Here is a 21,277-nt window from a genome sequence, read left to right as displayed (position 1 = left end):
TTATTTCCCCTGCTCTGCTGTGCTTGCTAATTCTGGGTTTAAAATTGTTTCTACTGAGTAGAAGCCTGTCCAGCTGTATACTTTGCCGTTCAGTTCTACTTTGTGTTCAGTGCTGTCAGTCGCGCCAAGTTGGTTGCTGATCATCACTGTCACGTTTGATTTCTCTGTCGTAATTTCTACTACTGAACCGATATTGGTGTGAGCCACTACTTTGATGTCTTTCACAACACCACGTGCGCTTACAGATTGCTCGAATTCTTCGTTGAAGTAACCATGCGTTTCAACAACAGAAGCAAACAGTGTTGTTTCGCCTTTGCTGCGTAGAATGAAAGCAGGCTCTGAACGTAGGTTGAAGCTTGGGTCGTTAGCGCCAGTGCGAGTAAAGATCACTTCAGCATTGTCGTTAGACGTTGCACCTAGCCAAGTGTAGTAAGTGTTGTTTTGTAGCCAGCTTACAAGTGCTGTGCCCTTCACTTCACCGCTTGCCACGTTCCATAGGTGTTGGTAACCGAAATCGTCACCTAGAGTGTTTAGCTCTTTGTTTGCTTGGTATTCAAAGTTAGTGCGAACAATCTGACCTTGATATTGGTGTGAGTAGTCGTATTGATGCTCGCCTTCGCCGCCTTTTGTAGAGTCTAAGCGGTAAAGGTCTAACAATAGCGGAGATTCAAGCTCTTCAAGGTTTAACATGAACACGCTGCGTTGCATGTCAAAACCTTGGTAGTGATCGTTAGCAAATGCACTCATGCCGTTGATTTTCTCGTCTTCTACTTTAAAGAAGTGAGGCAAGCCGTGTACTGAGTCTGCACGCTCAACGTCAAAGTTATTCTGACATTTTTCATCAATGGTTACTGCATTATGAGCAATCGTTTGACGTGCGTAAGATTTGTTTTCATCTAGGTAACGACCGCCGAATTTTGGCTCAACGTTCACCCAACGGCAGAAGCCGTATTCACGTAGCACTTCTTGACCTCGGTTGAAGAAAGAAATACCCAGCGTATCGAAGTTGCCGTGACCCATGCCGTGTTGGCCGTAGTTCATCACTAACTGAGAAACGTCGCCTTTCTTATCCTGCATACGGATAAAGCCTTGCGCGCCGTTGTGACCTTGAGGACCTTCATTCAATTCAACACTTGGCCAGAAAGGCATACCGATTTCTTTCTCTGCAGAAGCGGCTTCGTAGGCTTTAGATAACTCAAGACCACATGGGTGCATCCATACTGCGTCTTGAATCTTCGCCATACCAAGAATGTTTTGGTCAACACCCTCAGCTGAAGAGTAGTGCTTACTGTAAACACTGACTGCAACCTGAACACCCATGTCTGTGATACCCATAGTACGAGAAGCATCATTCAAAGCCGGGAACTCACCGTTCGGGTAAGCCGTCGCCAGCATGGCTTGTACTGTGTTACCAATCACGCCGCCTTTGTAGTTGTAGATATCAACTTCAGGCATATGACGGTGAATCACTTCAGCGAACACACACGTTGGGCGAATCGCGTAACGGTGGTAGTAAGGGCCTTCCATGTAGTAACCAGAAGGTGCAAACAGCTGAGAAATTTGAGCTAGAAAGCCGCCAGTATCGTTACGGTCGATGCCGTACACTGACATTTCAAGGTACTCGCGCTTGCCTAGAGCAAGACCACAGATACCCACAGCGGCTACTGCCCAAATACCGTGGTTGTGAATGCGGTCGAAGTCGTGTGCGTATTTAACCGTAAACATTTCTAGCATTGGTTCGAAAATGCGCGATTCAATGTTGTCACGCTGCTCTTGTGTCAGTGTTGAAGCAACACAAGAGTAAGCCAAGCTTGAGAACATTAACCAGCAGTGTTCGTTCAAGATTTGGTGGAACAAACGACCTGTAGGGTTAGTGTTTTTCTGTACGTGGTAATCAAACGTTAGATATTTGTCCGCGTACTCTTCTAGTAGTTCTGTAACAAAGTCAGCGTACTTTTGCTCTTTAGTGATCAAGAACATGCGACCAGCTAAGTTCATGTACGTGTAGTTTTGCTTATGGCGGTTATGCTCGTAACCACCCGCTTCTCCGTGACCAGGAACATCAATAGGTAAGCACATGAACGCTTCTAGGTCTTTCGCGTTCGCTGCAATGGTTTTGCCCATTAAGCTAGAACGGCCCACTTCAAGGTGAAGTTGCTCTATTTCTGCTTCAGTCAACAATACTGGTTTAGTCGTCATATTCTTTGTCACCCTCAATAAAGAGTTTATCGGTTTAAACTTTGATTAAATTTTCAAACTCCATATAAAGTAATACAATATTAGCTTTAATTGTACCTATTCGTCGCAAAATGATGAGCAGAATCACATAAACCCGCATAAGCTATTGATATAAATAGATAACACTAAATATCAGGCATTTGTTAAGTTGTTGATTTATTTGCGCTATATAAAGTATCGCTTGATCAATATCACACAATTCTAGATATATTGTATTACAATTAACCTCATTCCCTTATGATGAACACAGTTAAGTAACACTTAAAAGATTTAAACAGATTAGGAGATACACAATGAACTCTTTCTTTATTCTAGATGAAAACCCATGGGAAGAATTGGGCGGTGGTATCAAGCGTAAAATCGTCGCGTACACTGACGATCTTATGGCTGTACACCTATGTTTTGATAAGGGCGCAATTGGCCATCCTCATACTCACGAAATTCACGACCAAATCGGTTATGTTGTTCGTGGTAGCTTCGAAGCTGAAATCGAAGGTGAAAAGAAAGTGCTTAAAGAAGGCGATGCTTACTTCGCGCGTAAACACATGATGCACGGCGCCGTTGCTCTAGAGCAAGACAGCATCCTTCTTGATATCTTCAATCCTGCGCGTGAAGATTTCCTAAAATAATAACTAGCGCAACCTCAGTTGCTAAGGTAAGCATATGAAATCATTAAACATCGCGGTCATTGGCGAGTGCATGGTTGAGCTACAACAGAAACAAGACGGGCTTCAGCAGAGTTTTGGTGGCGATACACTGAATACGGCGCTTTACCTGTCACGCTTAACAAAAGAGCATGGTATCCAAACAAGCTATGTAACCGCGCTAGGCACTGACCCATTCAGTACTGACATGCTAGAAAAGTGGCAAGCTGAAGGTATTGATACAAGCTTAGTGGCTCAGCTCGATCACAAACAACCAGGGCTTTATTACATCGAGACCGATGACACTGGTGAGCGTAGCTTCCATTACTGGCGTAGTGATGCTGCAGCGAAGTTCATGTTTGATCAGCAAGACACGCCTGCTCTACTTGATAAGCTATTTTCTTTTGACGCGGTTTACCTAAGTGGTATTACGCTTGCTATCTTGACAGAGAACGGACGCGCACAGCTATTCAGCTTCTTAGACAAATTCAAAGCTCAAGGCGGCCAAGTATTCTTCGACAATAACTTTCGTCCAAAACTTTGGGAAAGCCAACAAGAAGCGATTTCTTGGTACTTGAAGATGCTTAAGTACACCGACACAGCGCTACTGACGTTCGATGACGAGCAAGAGCTGTACGGTGACGAAAGCATTGAACAGTGTATTGCACGTACGTCTGAGTCTGGAGTGAAAGAGATCATCATTAAGCGTGGCGCGAAAGACTGCCTAGTGGTTGAAAGCCAAAGTGCTCAGTACGTTGCACCAAACCCAGTAGACAGCATCGTTGATACAACAGCGGCTGGCGATTCGTTCAGTGCAGGCTTCTTGGCTAAACGCTTGAGCGGTGGCAATGCGCGTGATGCAGCATTAGCAGGTCACATTGTGGCAGGGACTGTGATTCAGCATCCAGGTGCTATCATTCCTCTAGAAGCGACCCCTGATTTGTCTCTATAATTGCGCACTTTAACTATTAATCAAGGGTTTGCTTAGTTGAAAGCAGACCCATTATTAACGTGAGAAAGAATTCATGACTACATTAAATGAACAACTAGCAAACCTAAAAGTAATCCCTGTAATCGCTATCAACCGTGCTGAAGATGCCATCCCCCTAGGCAAGGCACTGGTTGAAAACGGCATGCCATGTGCAGAAATCACACTGCGTACAGAATGTGCAATCGAAGCGATTCGCATCATGCGTAAAGAATTCCCAGACATGCTAATCGGTTCAGGTACTGTACTGACTAACGAGCAAGTTGACGCATCTATCGAAGCTGGCGTTGATTTCATCGTAAGCCCAGGTTTTAACCCTCGTACAGTTCAATACTGTATCGATAAAGGTGTCGCAATTGTACCGGGTGTTAACAACCCAAGCCTAGTTGAACAAGCAATGGAAATGGGCCTTCGCACGTTGAAGTTCTTTCCTGCTGAGCCTTCTGGCGGTACAGGTATGCTTAAAGCACTAACAGCGGTTTACCCTGTTAAATTTATGCCTACTGGTGGCGTAAGCTTGAAGAATGTAGATGAATACCTATCGATCCCTTCTGTTCTTGCGTGTGGCGGTACTTGGATGGTTCCAACTAACCTTATCGACGAAGGTAAGTGGGACGAACTAGGCAAGCTTGTTCGTGACGCTGTCGAGCTAGTCAATAGATAGGTTCGCGTTAACCGGCTGACACTTGTTCAACGACGAAAGCGAGCTCTGTGCTCGCTTTTTTATTACGTGATATAAAGTGGACACACCTATTTTATTTTTAACCATACTTATTAGAGTTTTGTAACTTCTCAATCAACACGCTCGCTCAACTAACCCCTATAACCACATGGACATTTGTATTATTATTTTAAATGCTTACTTTCAAGCATTTATCCGACGACAACGATGAAGTTTGAAATAATTGCAAAAAATTAAGCTCTTAAACGGCTTTAAGTGCCATCTATGATGAAATAAACATGCGCCCCAGATCACGCTAAAGACATATTGTAGTACAAATAAACATGCGAAAGGAGTAATCTAGGTGTCAGTTAATTATGAAACTTAAAAGGCTGAAAAGATGACTATTGATACTTTTGTTGTTCTCGCCTACTTCTTCTTTTTAATCGCGATTGGTTGGATGTTCCGTAAGTTCACCACCTCTACAAGTGATTACTTCAGAGGGGGCGGCAAAATGTTGTGGTGGATGGTTGGTGCAACCGCCTTCATGACACAGTTTTCAGCATGGACGTTTACAGGTGCCGCAGGACGCGCGTTCAATGACGGTTTCGTTATTGTAATCCTATTCCTAGCCAATGCTTTTGGCTACTTCATGAACTATATGTACTTCGCTCCAAAGTTCCGCCAACTTCGTGTAGTAACGGCGATCGAAGCCATTCGTCAACGCTTTGGTAAAACGTCTGAACAGTTCTTCACATGGGCAGGTATGCCTGACAGTCTTATCTCTGCAGGTATCTGGCTAAACGGTCTCGCTATCTTCGTAGCTGCTGTATTCAACATCCCAATGGAAGCAACCATTGTGGTAACGGGTATGGTTCTAGTATTGATGGCAGTAACAGGCGGCTCTTGGGCGGTTGTTGCTTCTGACTTCATGCAAATGCTTGTAATCATGGCCGTGACAATCACTTGTGCGGTTGCGGCTTACTTCCACGGTGGTGGCTTAACTAACATCGTTGCTAACTTCGACGGCGACTTCATGTTAGGTAACAACCTAAACTACATGAGCATCTTCATCCTTTGGGTTGTGTTCATCTTCGTGAAGCAATTCGGTGTAATGAACAACAGCATCAACGCTTACCGTTACCTATGTGCAAAAGACAGTGAAAACGCACGTAAAGCGGCAGGCCTAGCATGTATCCTTATGGTTGTTGGTCCACTAATTTGGTTCCTACCACCATGGTACGTAAGTGCATTCATGCCTGAGTTCGCATTAGAGTACGCTTCAATGGGTGATAAAGCGGGTGATGCTGCTTACCTAGCATTCGTACAGAACGTAATGCCAGCAGGTATGGTTGGTCTTCTTATGTCAGCAATGTTCGCTGCAACGATGTCTTCTATGGATTCAGGTTTGAACCGTAATGCTGGTATCTTTGTAATGAACTTCTACAGCCCGATTCTTCGTCAAAATGCGACTCAGAAAGAGCTGGTTATTGTAAGTAAGCTAACGACTATTATGATGGGTGTTATCATCATCGCGATTGGCTTGTTCATTAACTCTCTACGTCACTTGAGCTTGTTCGATATCGTAATGAACGTAGGTGCGTTAATTGGCTTCCCAATGCTTATCCCTGTACTACTTGGTATGTGGATTCGTAAGACGCCTGACTGGGCTGGTTGGTCTACTCTCGTGGTTGGTGGTTTCGTTTCTTACATCTTCGGTATCTCGCTTCAAGCAGAAGACATCGAGCACCTATTCGGTATGGAAACAGCGCTTACTGGCCGTGAATGGAGCGACTTGAAAGTAGGTCTTAGCTTAGCTGCTCACGTAGTGTTTACTGGTGGTTACTTCATGCTAACTTCTCGCTTCTACAAAGGCCTATCGCCTGAACGTGAGAAAGAAGTTGACCAACTATTCACTAACTGGAACACACCATTAGTAGCGGAAGGTGAAGAGCAACAAAACCTAGATACTAAACAGCGTTCAATGCTTGGTAAGCTTATCAGCACAGCAGGTTTCGGTATCCTAGCAATGGCTCTGATTCCAAACGAACCAACAGGACGCTTGTTGTTCCTACTATGTGGTTCGATGGTACTAACCGTTGGTATCCTACTGGTTAATGCGGCCAAAAACCCTGCAAAAAAGCTAAATGATGGAGCGATTCTCAAATAGTATAGAGAAAGAACACTATTCGCTTAGCTGATATAACACATAAAATAATGCCCATGCTTTCCCCCGACAGCATGGGCTTTTTGTTGTTTTATCGAGGCTATTGTTTTATCGAGGCTATTGGTTTATCGGGGCTCATTCAGCAAGATTTAATAAAAAATAGGCCAGCATTGCTGGCCTATTTCGTTATGGTTTAGTTATTCACTTCTAATCACTAGCGCTTATCAATTGAGCGTTAACCGTGAGTCATAACATTCTGCTGTACTAGCGCATCCAGAATATCAGAAGGCATGGTGCCATTTAACGTCAGCTGAGGCGCAAGATCTTCAACCACAATCACTTGTTCTGTCGTGCCTAAGCCATCAGGGTTAATCGTAAGCTCAATATCATCCCCGTCGACCTTCGCATCAATGTGTTGCAGCAGTGTTGTTATATCTGGTGAGGCACTTTTCAGCTCAGGTAACACTTCTCTTAGATCGAGTTGGTCTCCTTCAGATAGGCTAAAGTCGGTAATCGTATCTTCGACACCATCTTCGATGTTGAACCATACAAACGAATCCATACCGTCGCCACCAGTCAGAATATCGGAACCGCCTCCACCGATGAGAGTGTCGTTACCATCACCGCCAACTAACGTATCGTCACCCGAACCTCCTTCCAGACGATCATTTCCAGATCCCGCTGTCAGGTCGATATTGCCAGCCCCTGCCAATAACTGAACATCGTCGGTTTCTGTAGCTAAATCGATATCAACACCGTTAGACACAATGTTCAAGTTGAGGTCTATCGAAGCCGATGTTGCAGTATCGCTGTTATCTAGCTCTTCTGAAACCGCCTCCACTTTGAGTGTGTAGCTTCCCGGCATATCAGAAAGTCCGACCACTTTCACAGTGTCAATCGCATCCGCCGTGGCAATCCAAACTCCACCACCGACATCAGTCACTGAACCCACATCACTCGTAATTTGAGCACCAACAGGCACATCACTGATACGTAGCGTTAGCTCTTCCGTAATATCGGTCAAGGCAGCAATAATACCAACCAAAGGAACGCCGCTAGCGCTTACTGACTGGTTAGCGGTGATATTTCTGACGTAGTTAGACGCAGTATCAATCGACAAGGTCGGCGCATTCGCCACAGGAGTCACTGCTATATCATAGATAACTGGCGTGGTTTCAATGACGATACCAGAAGGGTTTCCGCTATCTTTCGCGATGACTTCCAAGCCAATGCTATTGGTTGGAGACAAGCTCGCATCCAGATAAACACCCGCAGGGCTAGTCGGTGTGTCAATCAATGCATTTAGGTCGCTCAAGGTACCTACTAAGATGACCGAACCTGTGTTGTTGCCATTCACCATCACAGTTGTCACGGCAGGCAGCGACACATTTAACGTTCCGTAATCCACCGTCAAAGTGACCGTCATCAAGTCATTAGAAAATGAATCAACATAATCAGGATCACTGACATTGATGCCACTCAGCAGCTGACCCGATTCTTCATCAACAAAATCAGTGACATTGTCACCATTAACAACAGGTGTATCGTTAACACCTTGTACCACAACGCTGATTTCCGCGGTATCCGTTAAGAAATCATTTGAGCCATTGGTTGTACCGTTATCTTCTACGGTATAGGTGAATGTAACATCGCCATTGTAATCATCAGCTGCCGTGAATACCCAGTATGGGCCATTAATCGAATTGTCATCCGCCCCACCAACGTTCTCAAACTTCTGAATTTGCCCCTGACCTTGATCGATTTCGACCTTAGTTACCGTAATGGCATGCCCCTCAGGGTCTGTCGTCGCTGTAATCAGGTCTTCAGCTTTGATGATTAGCTGACCTTCTTCAAGCATGGTGCCCAAATCAATATCGGTTGCCACTGGTTGGTCATTAACTTCTGTAACTACAAGGCTGATTTCCGCACTGCCCACTTTGAAGTCCGGCGAACCGTCGGTTGTACCATCATCGATAATGGAGTAATTGAATTTGACGTCTCCATTATAATCATCAGCTGCCGTGAACACCCAGTATGGACCATTAATCGAATTGTCATCCGCCCCAGCAATGTTCTCAAACCTCTGAAGCTGACCTTGACCTTGATTTTGAGTAAGGCTGATATCTGTTACGGTAAGGTTATGATTTTCGATATCAGAGCTTGCCGTAATCAAGTCACCCTCAACAATCACGATTTGGCCATCTTCCGGAATCGAGCCCAAATCAACATTGGCTGCTATCGGAGCATCATTATATTCCGTCACTTTAATAGTGAAGGTAGTTTGATTCGTTTGAGCGGTATTCGGATCACCCGCATCAATCAAACCGTTATTACCACCGTCATCGATCGTAGCATTAATGGTCACTAACCCACCCAGATTGAGATAGTTCTGATCCGGGTCCGGTTTGAACGTAACCTCGCCATTAGTTAGCGCTGCATTGATGTCAGCTTCTTTACCTGTCATGACAAGTGAGCCATCAGCCTGCAATACAAATGTCACACCATTGGATTGAGTGCTTGGGAGTACAAACTCGCCCTGTGCACCCGGCAGTGTTTGGTCAACTTTTAGCGTCAGTACATACGGTGCATCTGGATTATCAAAGTTTGCGTCGATATCGTAGATACTAAAGTTGTTGATTGCCACGCCAGTAGAGTCTTCTGTCGTTTCAAGGTTAGTCACATTAACAAAGGTCGGTTGATCGTTGATAGGATCAATCACTAAATCAACATTGAAACTCGTTGGTGTGCCTAAATGCTCCGTGTTATCAGCATCTGTATCCACAGAACGAACGGTAATCTGCAGTGGACCATTAATACCCAAAGCATTACCTGTATCACTATTATGTTCGCCAGAGTTAAATACGATCTTATCTAACGACTGAGCTGGAACGTTTAGTGTCCAGAGTTGCGTCGCTGGATCATAGCTACCTATAGTGGTTCCGTCAGGGTAGTAGATAGAAGCATCTTGAGGGACACCTGCCACTTCGACTCGAAGGGTTTCGGGTGCATTTTCGGTATACGTTCCGCTTCCTGTGGCCGACAACTCTTTATCTAAAATAGTCGCATTGATTTCGATATCAATATTCTGCCCTTCGTTGCCTGTTACAGAGTCCGTAGGATTGGTATCAACATCGTCACCAACAGGCACCACATGTAGTTTGAAGCTTGGTAAGTTTGCAGCCGCAGTCGGTACGCCAAGTAGCGACTCTTGAGTGAACACTTCAACACCAAACTCAGCAGTACCACTGAAGTTTTTAGGCGGTAAAATCGAAATTTCACTTAAGTCGAATGAAAGTCCAGAAGCTTGAGGCAATTGAACACTCCACTCACCGCCACCGTTGTTTTTCACAGTGTAAGCAGAACCAGCATCTACACGCATCTGGAAGCCATCAGGTACATCGGTGAACTTAATCGATACAAACTGTTCTGATCCATCAAGGTCAGTCAGTGCAATCGATACAGGTCCGGTACCTGACAAGGAAATAAGCTGGTCTTCGTTGCCGGTAATCTCGATTACATCAGGATCACTACCCGGCCCAGAGACATGTACATCATCAACAACCGGAACAACATCAAAACGAACACTTGTATTGAAGGTATCGGAGTCGGTTGCAGTGCCTACCGGAAAAGCAGAATCATTGTAGGTTGCGGTATCTGTAACTGTACCACTTACATTAATCTGCACTTGGTTAATATCATTTCCAGTTGGGTAGTTTTCTATCGCCCTAAAGAGGACATTATCGAGCGCCCCCGCCGCGATTTCAGCTTGATTAAACGTGACTGAGGTACCAAGTGAGGTGCCCGTATTGTCATAGAATGCCCCTATTGAAGGGTCATCCAACGTCAAAGTAATGGATGCAAACGCCTCTTGCCCCCCTTCGACGCCTGATACCTGATCCGAAATAGTCGAATTGAAGTCGAGTTGAATGTAGGTGTCTTCGTAACCCACCTGATCTTGTCCAGCCTGACCGTCGTTATCAACAGGATTAAAGGCATCATCAAGCGAACCGACGACATTCACCTCAATCGTAGGGTCCGTCTCTGCATCTGGCGCGACTTTGATGACGACGTCGGTAACTAACGTTTTCTCATCACCAGAGAGCGTATCTTTGGTCACTATGGTTAGTGGTAATCTAAAGTCACCAGAGTAATCGGCAGGCAAGTTAAGTAACAGCCCTGAGAAATCAGTTGGAACGCCCTGTTCAACGGTTGTCTCAAATACATATTTTCCATTAACAAAATCGACTTCACTGCTTCCCGCTAAACTAATTGGGAAAGTGCCTCCTGGGTTAATGGTCACGGAGTCATCAATGATAATGGTCACTTGGTCTACCGAAGCATCTTCTCCAGAGAAAGTGATCACACCATTTAGTGCTGCACCTAAATCAAGTTGCGTGTCTTCGATAGCGTCGACAACACTATTAGCATCCATTGTAATGTTAGCTGCAACCTCGCCTCCCCCAACAAGTACTTCTGGAAATGATAATGTCACTTCGCCTTCCCGAATAACGGCAGGAGATGACTCAACCTCAACACCATCACCGCGATCAACCACCGTACTAAAGATAGTCATCTTGATGTCATTGAATACGTCTGGAAGATTAGAAATAGGAGGGAAACCAAGACCATTAGGAGCACTGATACTAAACAAGTCCTCATTCGTCACAACCCAACGACCATCGCCTTCATAAGCCGCGCCAATAACGAGTAATTGATTCAATACGTCATCTGATAATGGAGTCTTATTCGGGTCATTATTCGTTAATTGAATAACCAGTTGGTCGACTTCCTCAATAGCAGATGATGCATCGGTTTCTTGATATCGAATAACAAATTCATCCGTGGCGGACGGATTGTCGCTGTTGGTTGTAAACTTGAGTACACCAGTCAAAGGATCGGCGCTCACCGTACCCAAAGAACCAGTTCCAGCCACGTCGTCGACGATAAGCTGATTATCGATGCCATCATGAGTCTCAACAACGGGTCTTACGATAACATTGATCGTACCTTTAACCGTCGCAGTCGCAATACCCTCACCTGGGTTAGAAGAGTCCACATATTCGTGATCACGCTCCTCAACGTCTACCTCTGTCGTCAATGTGAAATCAACGCTAGAGTCAGTTGGCGGAGTCATTTGAATAAAGTTATTCGCTAATGCAATTTGGGTAAATTGTTCCGGCGTCTGATTCGCGTCTTTAGGGGTAATCGTTAACGTACCCGCACCATCATTCACAACAGTCACATCACCATTTACGGTGGGTGTGACACCCGGTGGAATACCGAAAATCTTAATTGAGGTGAAATGCTCATCTGAGTCGATATAGTCAACGCCTTCAGGATGCCAATCGATGTTGATAGCCGTATCTTCGTTCCCGTTTGTGACGTTGTCGTAGGTTGTTGAGGTATCGATGATAGGCTCAACCAACACTCGAATTTCTTGATCAAAAGAAAGTGTGTGACCGTCGTTTTCCGTTACGATCACTTTGCCTTGAATGTGGATATTCTCGGTCGAAGAGTCGACAGGTCGAATACGAATACCTGACGTTGTACCCGCCTCCGTAATATTAGCTTCGTAGATAGGTTTTGATAAATCAGGGCTACCACCCGGTCCGGTTTCGTAACCCACAAAATTAAGATCAATAACCGTACCGTCACCATCCTCGATTATAACGCCATCAGGAATACCCGATAAGATGACCGTTATTGATTCGGAACCATCGTCCGGTAATGGTGTAGTGCCTGTATCAGGCTTTCTCTCACCCGACAATACCGTAAAGTCAAGCAGAGCAAAGCTGTCGCCGTTTTGACTCTCTTGAATCGTCGTTTGAACGCCGCTTGCAGTACCATCTGTAATCGCGGTCCAATCGGTACCATTCGTCCCACCATAAGGTGTGTCAGCAACCCCTTTCACTTCAACGTTAACCGTTTTAGTACCGAGTATTTCTACATCGACTTGTTGTGGGTTGGTTGACAGGTTTGCAGTGTCCTTCACTACACCTGTAACATCAAAAGTGAAATCCACATTGCTGTGTTTAGTTGGAACCACCTCAACATTAGCCAAATCGGAATACGCTATTTCGTGGTAATTGCTACCACTGACAATAGGAACTACCGTGGTTGTACCTACAAAGTAAAGCACTGCGCCTTCTGTAATATTGCTGATACGAACAAACAGTTCTTCAGAGCCATCCGTATCGACCGACCCTGTCATGGTAATGACTTCGTCTAGCGTGAATGCATCTTTGTTAGCTAGCGGACCTATGTAATCAGGATCATCTATATTGTCTTCGTTAATCTGAATACGATTAACACTGAACTTTCCAGCATCCGCGTCAGCGGTGACATCAATAATGATGTTTTGCTCTACAGAACGGGCCTCAGTTTTATCATTTGCTCCGCCGTTGGCAGTATCTTCATAAGGATTCAGTGTTTCTTCTGTAACCGCTGTTGCTTTGAATTCAATCTGACCCGAGAAATTATCAATAGGGTTAACCACGGTGGTGTTAATGTCTTCTGCTGCTATTTTATATACACCATCCGCCGTCAGAGTAAGCACATTGCCGTCTTTATCAAGAAGCTCAAACTTCCCGTCGCCTTCGATAACTTCTAACTCATAGGTGATCGTTTCAGTTTGAGTGTTATCTTGTGATTCTGCATTCAGCTGTAGTGTGACATTGTCTTCATCTTCGTTGACTTGATACTGATAAGTGCTATTACCATCATCCCAAGTAGCAATATCCGCTACCGCTTCAATCTCGATTTTGAAGCTTGAGTTTACTTTGTGGTCAAGAGTGCCTCCATTATCGATCTCCAATTGATAGCGGATCTCAACACCATTACTATCTGAACCATAGTTTTGGTCAGGGACAAAGAACAGGTTATCGATAGTCGCAATAGTTTGTCTGACTTCACTCGGGTTTAATGCAAAGCTTTGTTGCATTTGAGGCGGTCCAAATAATATTTGACCGTTAGTTTCAGGCGTTAACTTGTGATACTCACCACCCTCAAAGTAATAGAACGTGCCTCTATGGTTACTGTTTTTTATAATCAGTTGACCGATAGACTCGCTGTTATCCCTGTCATTCAGGTTAACCTGAAGCGCAACTTGAGCTGGTGCATTAGGTAAACCGCTTTGGTTGTCTTGTATATTTTCAAGAATCGGAGCATTACCTGCAGCATATGGTATTGTTGAGTCTCTACCCGCATCCTCAAAGGTGGTCACTGTCAGCGCGATTTTCGACGAATTCCTATCCGTAATAGTGATGTCCAAGAGTGTCGATGACGTATCTGAATCGCCATCCTTCGCTGTTACATTAATAGAGAAATTAATTTCATCACCAACATGCTCTAAGTAATTATTGGCTCTAAACTCAATCTCACCATTTGAGTTTATTTTCAGTCGACCCAGCTCTCGAGGATCAACAGCGCCATTGATCTGCTCGTATACTCGTACCTCTTGAGTACCACTATTTAAATCGAAATCACTACTGTAAGGCCCATTGTTCCCTGAACGGAAAACAATTCCACTTCCGTCAAAGGCCTCAATTTTGCTCAGTTCAGCGCCATCAGCGCCTACATCAGTGGCATCAGCAAACATATCGACTATAGAACCGCGATAACCCTGACCTTCAACACGAGTAATCGATTGTGTTGTCACTAATGGAACATCATCCGTCACCGTGATCTTCAGATCGATCGCATTCGATTGGTCGTGATCAAAATCTTCAGCAACGATGGAGAAATCAAGATTTATCGTATTCTCGTTTTCAGCGTCAGGGTGCTTCAGTGGTTTAAATAATTCGAATTGATAGCTGTTATCAGAGGTATCGAAAACAATCTCAAACACCGCTTCATTGCTGGTCACAGTTTGAGCAACGTATGTGGATTTTGTGCCGCTTTGTGAAACAGCTAGCCACTCTAAGCTTTCTCCATCGGAGGTTAAACCGGTCAAGACTAAATCTTCATCAACCAGTTCATACTTCACAACGCCATCGGCACCTTCATCGACGGTGAACAGTCCATTGATGATAGTGTCGTCAGATTGATCCGAACCTATGCCTGAAAGGTCGTCTTCATCAACAACCGTTTCGCCCGTCGGCGGCGCCATTACCGGAACATCATCAATGACTTGAATTGGTAGTTGATACTGGTTGGAGTCATCGCCATCACCGTCTACCGCCACAACATTAAATGGTATGGTTAGGTCATTTGATCCAGTAGCGTGATTTAGAGGGCCAAGTAAAGTGAATGTGTATGACCCATCGTTACCCAGTGCAAGAGTAAAAATCGGAGTCCCGCTTGTGGTCGCACCTTGGTAGGTAGTTGTGTTCGCAGCCCCAGTGACCTCAGTGATCGAAATCGCTTCATTGCCTGATGTCAGAGTAGTTTCTAGAGTGGCTACGTTACGCAGTTCGTAAACCTCTACTTGGTCTGCACTTTCTGTGGTCACAAACGAGCCTGTCGCTTGAGCCACAACAGAGCCTAAATCATCTTCATCAACAACAAACGTACTCGCAACTGTTGTATCCGTAATGACGGGTACATCATCAGTAATAGTCACCGTAAGAGGCTTAATTACTGAATCCGTATTGTCTTGGTCGACCGCAATAACTGGCAAAGTGAAGATTTGAACGTTATTACCTTGCACAGGCAGGTGATCTAACTCTTCTAACAATGTGAAGGTATATTGACCAAGCACCAAACTATCAAAAGTGATGGTGAAAATGTCCGTTTGGACACCACCGTTTTCTACGAAGCCAATATAATTGTCGCTGTTTAGAGGATCTTCTTTTAGCTTAACAACCAGACCATCCGATTTTAGGTCCCCAGTTGTGTTGAACTGCGCAGTATCAATACGGAAGTGGTTCACATCATCACTACCAGATGTAAACGTCATTGTTCCGGTTTGAGTGACCGTTATGCTCGGAGAGGTGCCATCAAGCAGGTTTGCTTCAGCCAAAGCGACTGGTGGTATGTTATCAATAACAGGCGGAGCACCATCTGAAATAGTAAGCGTAACGGTCGACGTGACTTCGTCACCATCTTTATCTTCAGACGTGACCGTAATCGTCTTAACAATATCGCCCCCTGAATGATTGAGGTTGCGATTAGGTTCGAAACGGACATCACCTTCCAGAGTGATATACAGTTTACCTTCAGCAACAGGGAAAACCTGCTCTCCAGTTGTCCCCTGAATTAACGTGTACACGTTGTTATCGTAAGTAAACTGGGTAATCGTTGCCCCGTCGGCACTTTGGTTTGGCATCACATCAACAGTGCCTGTCGTGACAACACCAGCGGCTAAATCTGCAACCGTTGGTTCCGTAATGCTCAGCGTTTGATTTTGCATGCCTTGAACGTCATCGCTGACCGTTACTTTCAATGGCGACATCAATGAGTCATCACCATCGCGGTCTACCGCATAAACGGGCAGTTCAAAGCTCAAGTCATTATTTGCTTGGCCATCAGCATGATCCAATGCTTCAAGTAGCGTAAAGGTGTATTCACCCACCGTGCTAGTAGAGAAGCTAATAGTAAAGACCGGAACTTCTGGGTTGGCTCCGTCTTTCACAAAGCCGATGTACCCCCCAGTCGTGTTTGGATCCGCTTTAAGCTCAACGACCAACCCATTCGATTTGAGCAAACCATTAGTATTAAATTGGTTCGGTTCAATGCGGAAACTGGTGACATTATCACTTTGATTGGTGAACTGAATTGTCTCAGTTTGACTCACAGGCACGGTGCTTGCTGCCGAGCCATCGGTTAGATTAGATTCTGATAGCGTGACGCTAGGAATAGTATTGATGATTGGAATATCACCATCGGTGATGGTCAAAGTCACGGTGGATGTCACCGGATCTTTATCAAAGTCACTTGACGTCACTACGATTGTTTTAACGATGTCTTCGTTGTTTGTATGAACTAAATCGCGATTGGATTCAAAACGCACTTCACCTTGCAGGGTGATGACTAACGTCCCTTCAGTGAAACCAAACCGCTGCTCACCAGTATCTGTTTGAATCAATGTTCTAAGTTGTCCGTCATAAACGAACTGAGTGATTGTTGCACCATCTGCACTTTGAACTGGCATCACATCGACAGTGCCTGTCGTAACAACACCGGCAGCTAAATCTGCAACCGTTGGTTCCGTAATGCTCAGCGTTTGATTTTGCATGCCTTGAACATCATCGCTGACCGTCACTTTCAATGGCGACATCAATGAGTCGTCACCATCACGGTCGACCGCAAAGACAGGTAGTTCAAAGCTCAGGTCATTCTTCGCTTGGCCATCAGCATGATCTAATGCTTCAAGCAGAGTAAAGGTGTACTCACCCACCGTGCTAGTAGAAAAACTAATCGTAAAGACGGGAACCTCTGGGTTAGCTCCATCTTTCACAAAGCCAATGTACGCCCCAGTCGTGTTGGGATCAGCTTTAAGCTCAACAACCAACCCATTCGATTTGAGTGTGTCGTTAGTATTAAACAGGCTTGGCTCAATGCGGAAACTGGTGACATTATCGCTTTGATTGGTAAAGGTAATCGTCTCTGTTTGACTCACCGGCGCGTTGCTTGCGGTTGAGCCGTCTGCAAGATTAGATTCCGATAGCGTGACGCTTGGAATGGTATTAATCGTTGGAATATCACCATCGGTGATGGTCAACTTCACGGTAGATGTCACTGGGTCTTTATCAAAGTCACTTGACGTCACTACGATTGTTTTAACGATGTCTTCGCTGCTCGTGTGGTTTAAATCGCGATTGGGTTCAAAACGCACTTCACCTTGAAGGGTGATGACTAACGTCCCTTCCGTGAAACCGAAGCGCTGCTCACCAGTATCTGTTTGAACCAATGTTCTAAGTTGTCCGTCATAAACGAACTGAGTGATTGTTGCACCATCTGCACTTTGCACTGGCATCACATCAACCGTGCCTGTCGTGACAACACCAGCAGCCAAATCAGCCACCGTTGGCTCAGTAATGGTCAACGTTTGGTTTTGCATGCCTTGCACATCATCGCTGACCGTCACTTTCAATGGCGACATCAATGAATCGTCACCATCGCGGTCGACGGCAAATACAGGCAGTTCAAAGCTCAGATCGTTCTTTGCTTGGCCATCAGCATGATCTAATGCTTCAAGTAGAGTAAAGGTGTACTCACCCACCGTGCTGGTAGAAAAGCTAATAGTAAAGACGGGAACCTCTGGGTTGGCTCCATCTTTCACAAAGCCAATGTACTGGTTGCTGTTTTGTGGATCGACACGTAACTCGACGGCTAACCCGCCCGATTTAAGCGCGTCGTTGGTGTTGAATTGAGCAGGATCGATACGGAACTTGACTACATCATCACTTTGATTGGTAAACGAGATCGTCTCGGTTTGACTCACAGGCGCGTTGCTTGCTGCCGAGCCATCTGTAAGGTTAGATTCTGATAGCGTGACGCTTGGAATAGTATTGATGATTGGAATATCACCATCGGTGATGGTCAACTTCACGGTAGATGTCACTGGGTCTTTATCAAAGTCACTTGACGTCACTACGATTGTTTTAACGATGTCTTCGCTGCTCGTGTGGTTTAAATCACGATTGGGTTCAAAACGCACTTCACCTTGAAGGGTAACAAACAGTTTTCCCTCAGGCACAGTGATAAGCTGCTCTCCCGTTAAGCCCTGATTCAAGGTGTAAACGGTATTATCATACGTGATCTGGGTAATGGTCGCGCCATCAGCACTCTGATCAGGCATCACATCAATGGTGGCAGTCGTCACCTTACCAGCAGCCAAATCCGCAACCGTCGGTTCAACAATATTGAGCACACCATCTTTCATGATTTGCACATCATCACCGATGGTCATTGTAAGCGGGGAAATTCGCGAGCTATCGCCATCAGTGTCCACGGCGTAAACAGGCAGTTCAAAACTTAGCTCGTTATTTGCAAGGCCATCTTCATGATCTAACGCTTCAAGCAGCGTGAAGGTGTATTCCCCTAATGTACTTGTAGAAAAGCTAATCGTGAATACTGGGACATCAGGGTTTACCCCATCGTTAACAAAACCTATGTAAGTACCTGAGTTCTGGGGGTCTTCCTTGAGTTCAACGACAAGCCCATTCGATTTGAGCGTATCATTAGTATTGAACAAGTTTGGATCAATTCGAAAACTCGCGACATCATCACTACCGGCTGTAAACGTAATCGTTTCAGTGGCGCTAACCGCATTTCCGCTTGGCGAAGATCCATCACCAAGATTCGTTTCAGATAATGTCACTGGTGGAACTAGGTTAATTACCGGATCTTGGCCATCAGTAATACTAAGATCAAGCGTTGAGAAGCTCTCGTCGCCATCAGCATCTTCAGCTAAAAAGGCAAATTGTTTTACTATGGTTTCGCTGCTTGAGTGGTTAATATCACGAGCGACTTCAAAACTAAAATCACCATTGAGTGAAATCGTTGCGACCCCTTCTGTAAATGGGAAAGTTTGTGCCGCATCTGGGAGTAGATTTTGGTCTAACTTGTATTCGACCCCATCGTAAGACAATGATTGGATTGTCGAACCATCCGCACCCTCAAAGTTGAATAGATTATAAGAAACAACAGTATCACCCGCCAAAGTCGGTTCATCGACGGAAACGACATTATCGATGAGTTCGACCACATCATCTTTTACACTAATTAAGATCTCAGCAGCTTCTGGTGTGTTTGACCCACCAGACAGTGCAGAGCGGTCACCATCCGCGTCAACCGCGTAAATGGGCAATACAAAGGTTAGCAACTCACCTTCAGCACCTTGGTGTGAAAGCGATTCGTACAGAGTAAATTCATAATTCCCCAATGATGGACTATCGACTTTAACGTCAAAGACCGTAATTCGAGATCCATTGACCTCGACATAACCTTCATACGTTCTCACGCCATTGGTTTGACTAACTAACTCTAATTGAACGGCAGCACCATTAGAAACCAAGGCTCCCGTTGTATTAAATTCAGTCGGTTCAAGTTCGTAATGGTCAATAATGTCACTTTCAAAAACACTTGCTGTGATACTGCCAATACCGCCTACTAGGGTTGTTCCTTCTTGTGAGCCGCCAACAATGCCTGACTCATCAACATCGATGCCATCAACATTAATAATGAACGGGCTATCACCATCAGAGATATCAACCTTAATCGTATTCGTTACGACATCCTGGTCAAAATCGGTAACCGTAATCGGTAGAGAGAATGAAAACGTGTCGGAGCTCACTTCTTCAATTGGTTTAAACTGTTGGAAATTATATGTGCCATCGGTATCGAGGGAGATTGTGAGAACAACCTCACCTCTCCCTTGAATAGACAGAGTGATCGTTGTTCCGTCATCAGACAGTCTTGCAACCGTATTTTGGTTATCACTGAGCATCCCATCAAACTCTTCTAACGCACTTGCAGCAAAGACAGCAGATTGAAGTTTATCACTTCCAATATTAGAAAAAGTGCCTTCAATAGGTGCACTACTCGTTTCTACATTATTGATATTCACGCTTTCAGCAGACGGATTCACTCCGTCAAATAAAGTAACCAGCGCATTAATTGGTGATGCTATTGGGTTTCCTGCGGAGTCTTCACCTTGAATATCAAAAGCAAAGTTAATTTGATCGCCAGTATAAGAGACCTGCCCACCACCGATAGACGGAACATGATCAATAGATTGAGAAATCGTGGTGGTTAATGAGATATCGATATTATTGCCAACACTAGTAGCATCAATATCGATACGTAATACTTCGTCAGTACCTTGAACACCAACAATGGAATTCGTTACCGAGTCGTAAGTAAACGTGACAACTTGGCCGCTTGATGTAATGTCGTCATTAAGCTCACTTAGGAGTGAAGCAAGGGAGAGTGTGTCTGGGACAAAAGAATCTGGGTCTAGAGCTAAACTGCCCGCAATAATCGTTTCTGTGGTCGTAATAGATTGGGGGTAGGTATTGCCAGAAATAGAACCTTCAGTGACTGATTCGCTGATCGATTGACCACCAGCTGAACGGGTGATCGTTCTAAATTCCTCTCGAGTTTCCTCTACCTCTTCTTTCGCAAGCCCTGATGTCTCAAAGAATGTCGAGGGCTGAGTTTGAATATTATTGTATTCAATCGTAACAAAGCCAGCATTTGCAGAGCCTAGCCCTTCACCAGCAGCCGTTGCTTCCAAAATTTCAGTAGGATCGGCGCCGCCTAAAATAGCTTCTTGGATTGCCGCAATATCATCGTCAGTAAAGGCTCCGTCGTCAGATTGCTCTAAATCGAAGTTGACCTCTCCGGCGATTGGGGCATCTGCCCAAGACAATTCTTGGTCAATACATCCAACACAATTATCGCCAACCAGAACCTCACCATTTGGAGCACCCAATACAAGTTCTGCATTATTTGCGGTAATGACTATCTCATTTTCACGGATGATATCGCCAACTAGAACTTTTTTTGGGTTGCCGTCAGGTGTTACTACAACCACATCCCCACTTACTGCTTCAACAACCGCAGCTTGGCGCGAAACCTCAATATCCATATATCCCCCGTTATCACAAGCACTCTTATCTAGAGCTGTACAAATT

6 protein-coding genes are annotated in these 21,277 nt (G+C 44.9%); 4 read left to right on the top strand and 2 right to left on the bottom strand.

Translation table 11 applies throughout. The annotated features are described in order from the left end of the window. Window positions 1-2,199: a heparinase II/III family protein gene (locus AB4180_RS10700; RefSeq protein WP_102250343.1), complete on the bottom strand. Its 2,199-nt coding sequence runs from the start codon at window positions 2,197-2,199 to the stop codon at window positions 1-3. Window positions 2,200-2,531: 332 nt separating this feature from the next. Here AB4180_RS10700 and AB4180_RS10695 point away from each other — a divergent pair, with 332 nt between their 5' ends. The 4 genes from AB4180_RS10695 (at window position 2,532) to AB4180_RS10680 (ending at window position 6,701) form a co-directional block, all read left to right on the top strand. Next, window positions 2,532-2,867, top strand: a complete 336-nt coding sequence (locus AB4180_RS10695; protein WP_009846518.1) for a cupin domain-containing protein — start codon at window positions 2,532-2,534, stop codon at window positions 2,865-2,867. A 34-nt stretch (window positions 2,868-2,901) separates the two neighbouring features. Beyond that, window positions 2,902-3,834 carry a sugar kinase gene (locus tag AB4180_RS10690; RefSeq protein ID WP_102250344.1) on the top strand — a complete coding sequence of 311 codons (933 nt, stop codon included), beginning with the start codon at window positions 2,902-2,904 and terminating at the stop codon, window positions 3,832-3,834. A 73-nt stretch (window positions 3,835-3,907) separates the two neighbouring features. Further along, window positions 3,908-4,534 carry a bifunctional 4-hydroxy-2-oxoglutarate aldolase/2-dehydro-3-deoxy-phosphogluconate aldolase gene (locus AB4180_RS10685; RefSeq protein WP_009846516.1) on the top strand — a complete coding sequence of 209 codons (627 nt, stop codon included), beginning with the start codon at window positions 3,908-3,910 and terminating at the stop codon, window positions 4,532-4,534. A gap of 397 nt (window positions 4,535-4,931) precedes the next feature. Continuing rightward, window positions 4,932-6,701, top strand: coding sequence for a sodium:solute symporter family protein (locus AB4180_RS10680; RefSeq protein ID WP_009846515.1), 1,770 nt, complete (start codon window positions 4,932-4,934; stop codon window positions 6,699-6,701). A gap of 232 nt (window positions 6,702-6,933) precedes the next feature. On the opposite strand, the gene AB4180_RS10675 is transcribed toward AB4180_RS10680, so the two are convergent. Next, complete coding sequence (locus AB4180_RS10675) at window positions 6,934-21,231, bottom strand: retention module-containing protein (RefSeq protein ID WP_372081856.1); 14,298 nt, start codon at window positions 21,229-21,231, stop codon at window positions 6,934-6,936. Window positions 21,232-21,277: the final 46 nt, after the last annotated feature.

It is taken from the genome of Vibrio sp. 10N.286.49.C3, from assembly GCF_041469545.1.
Lineage (GTDB): Bacteria > Pseudomonadota > Gammaproteobacteria > Enterobacterales > Vibrionaceae > Vibrio > Vibrio tasmaniensis_A.
This window is presented reverse-complemented; position numbering and strand designations above follow the sequence as displayed.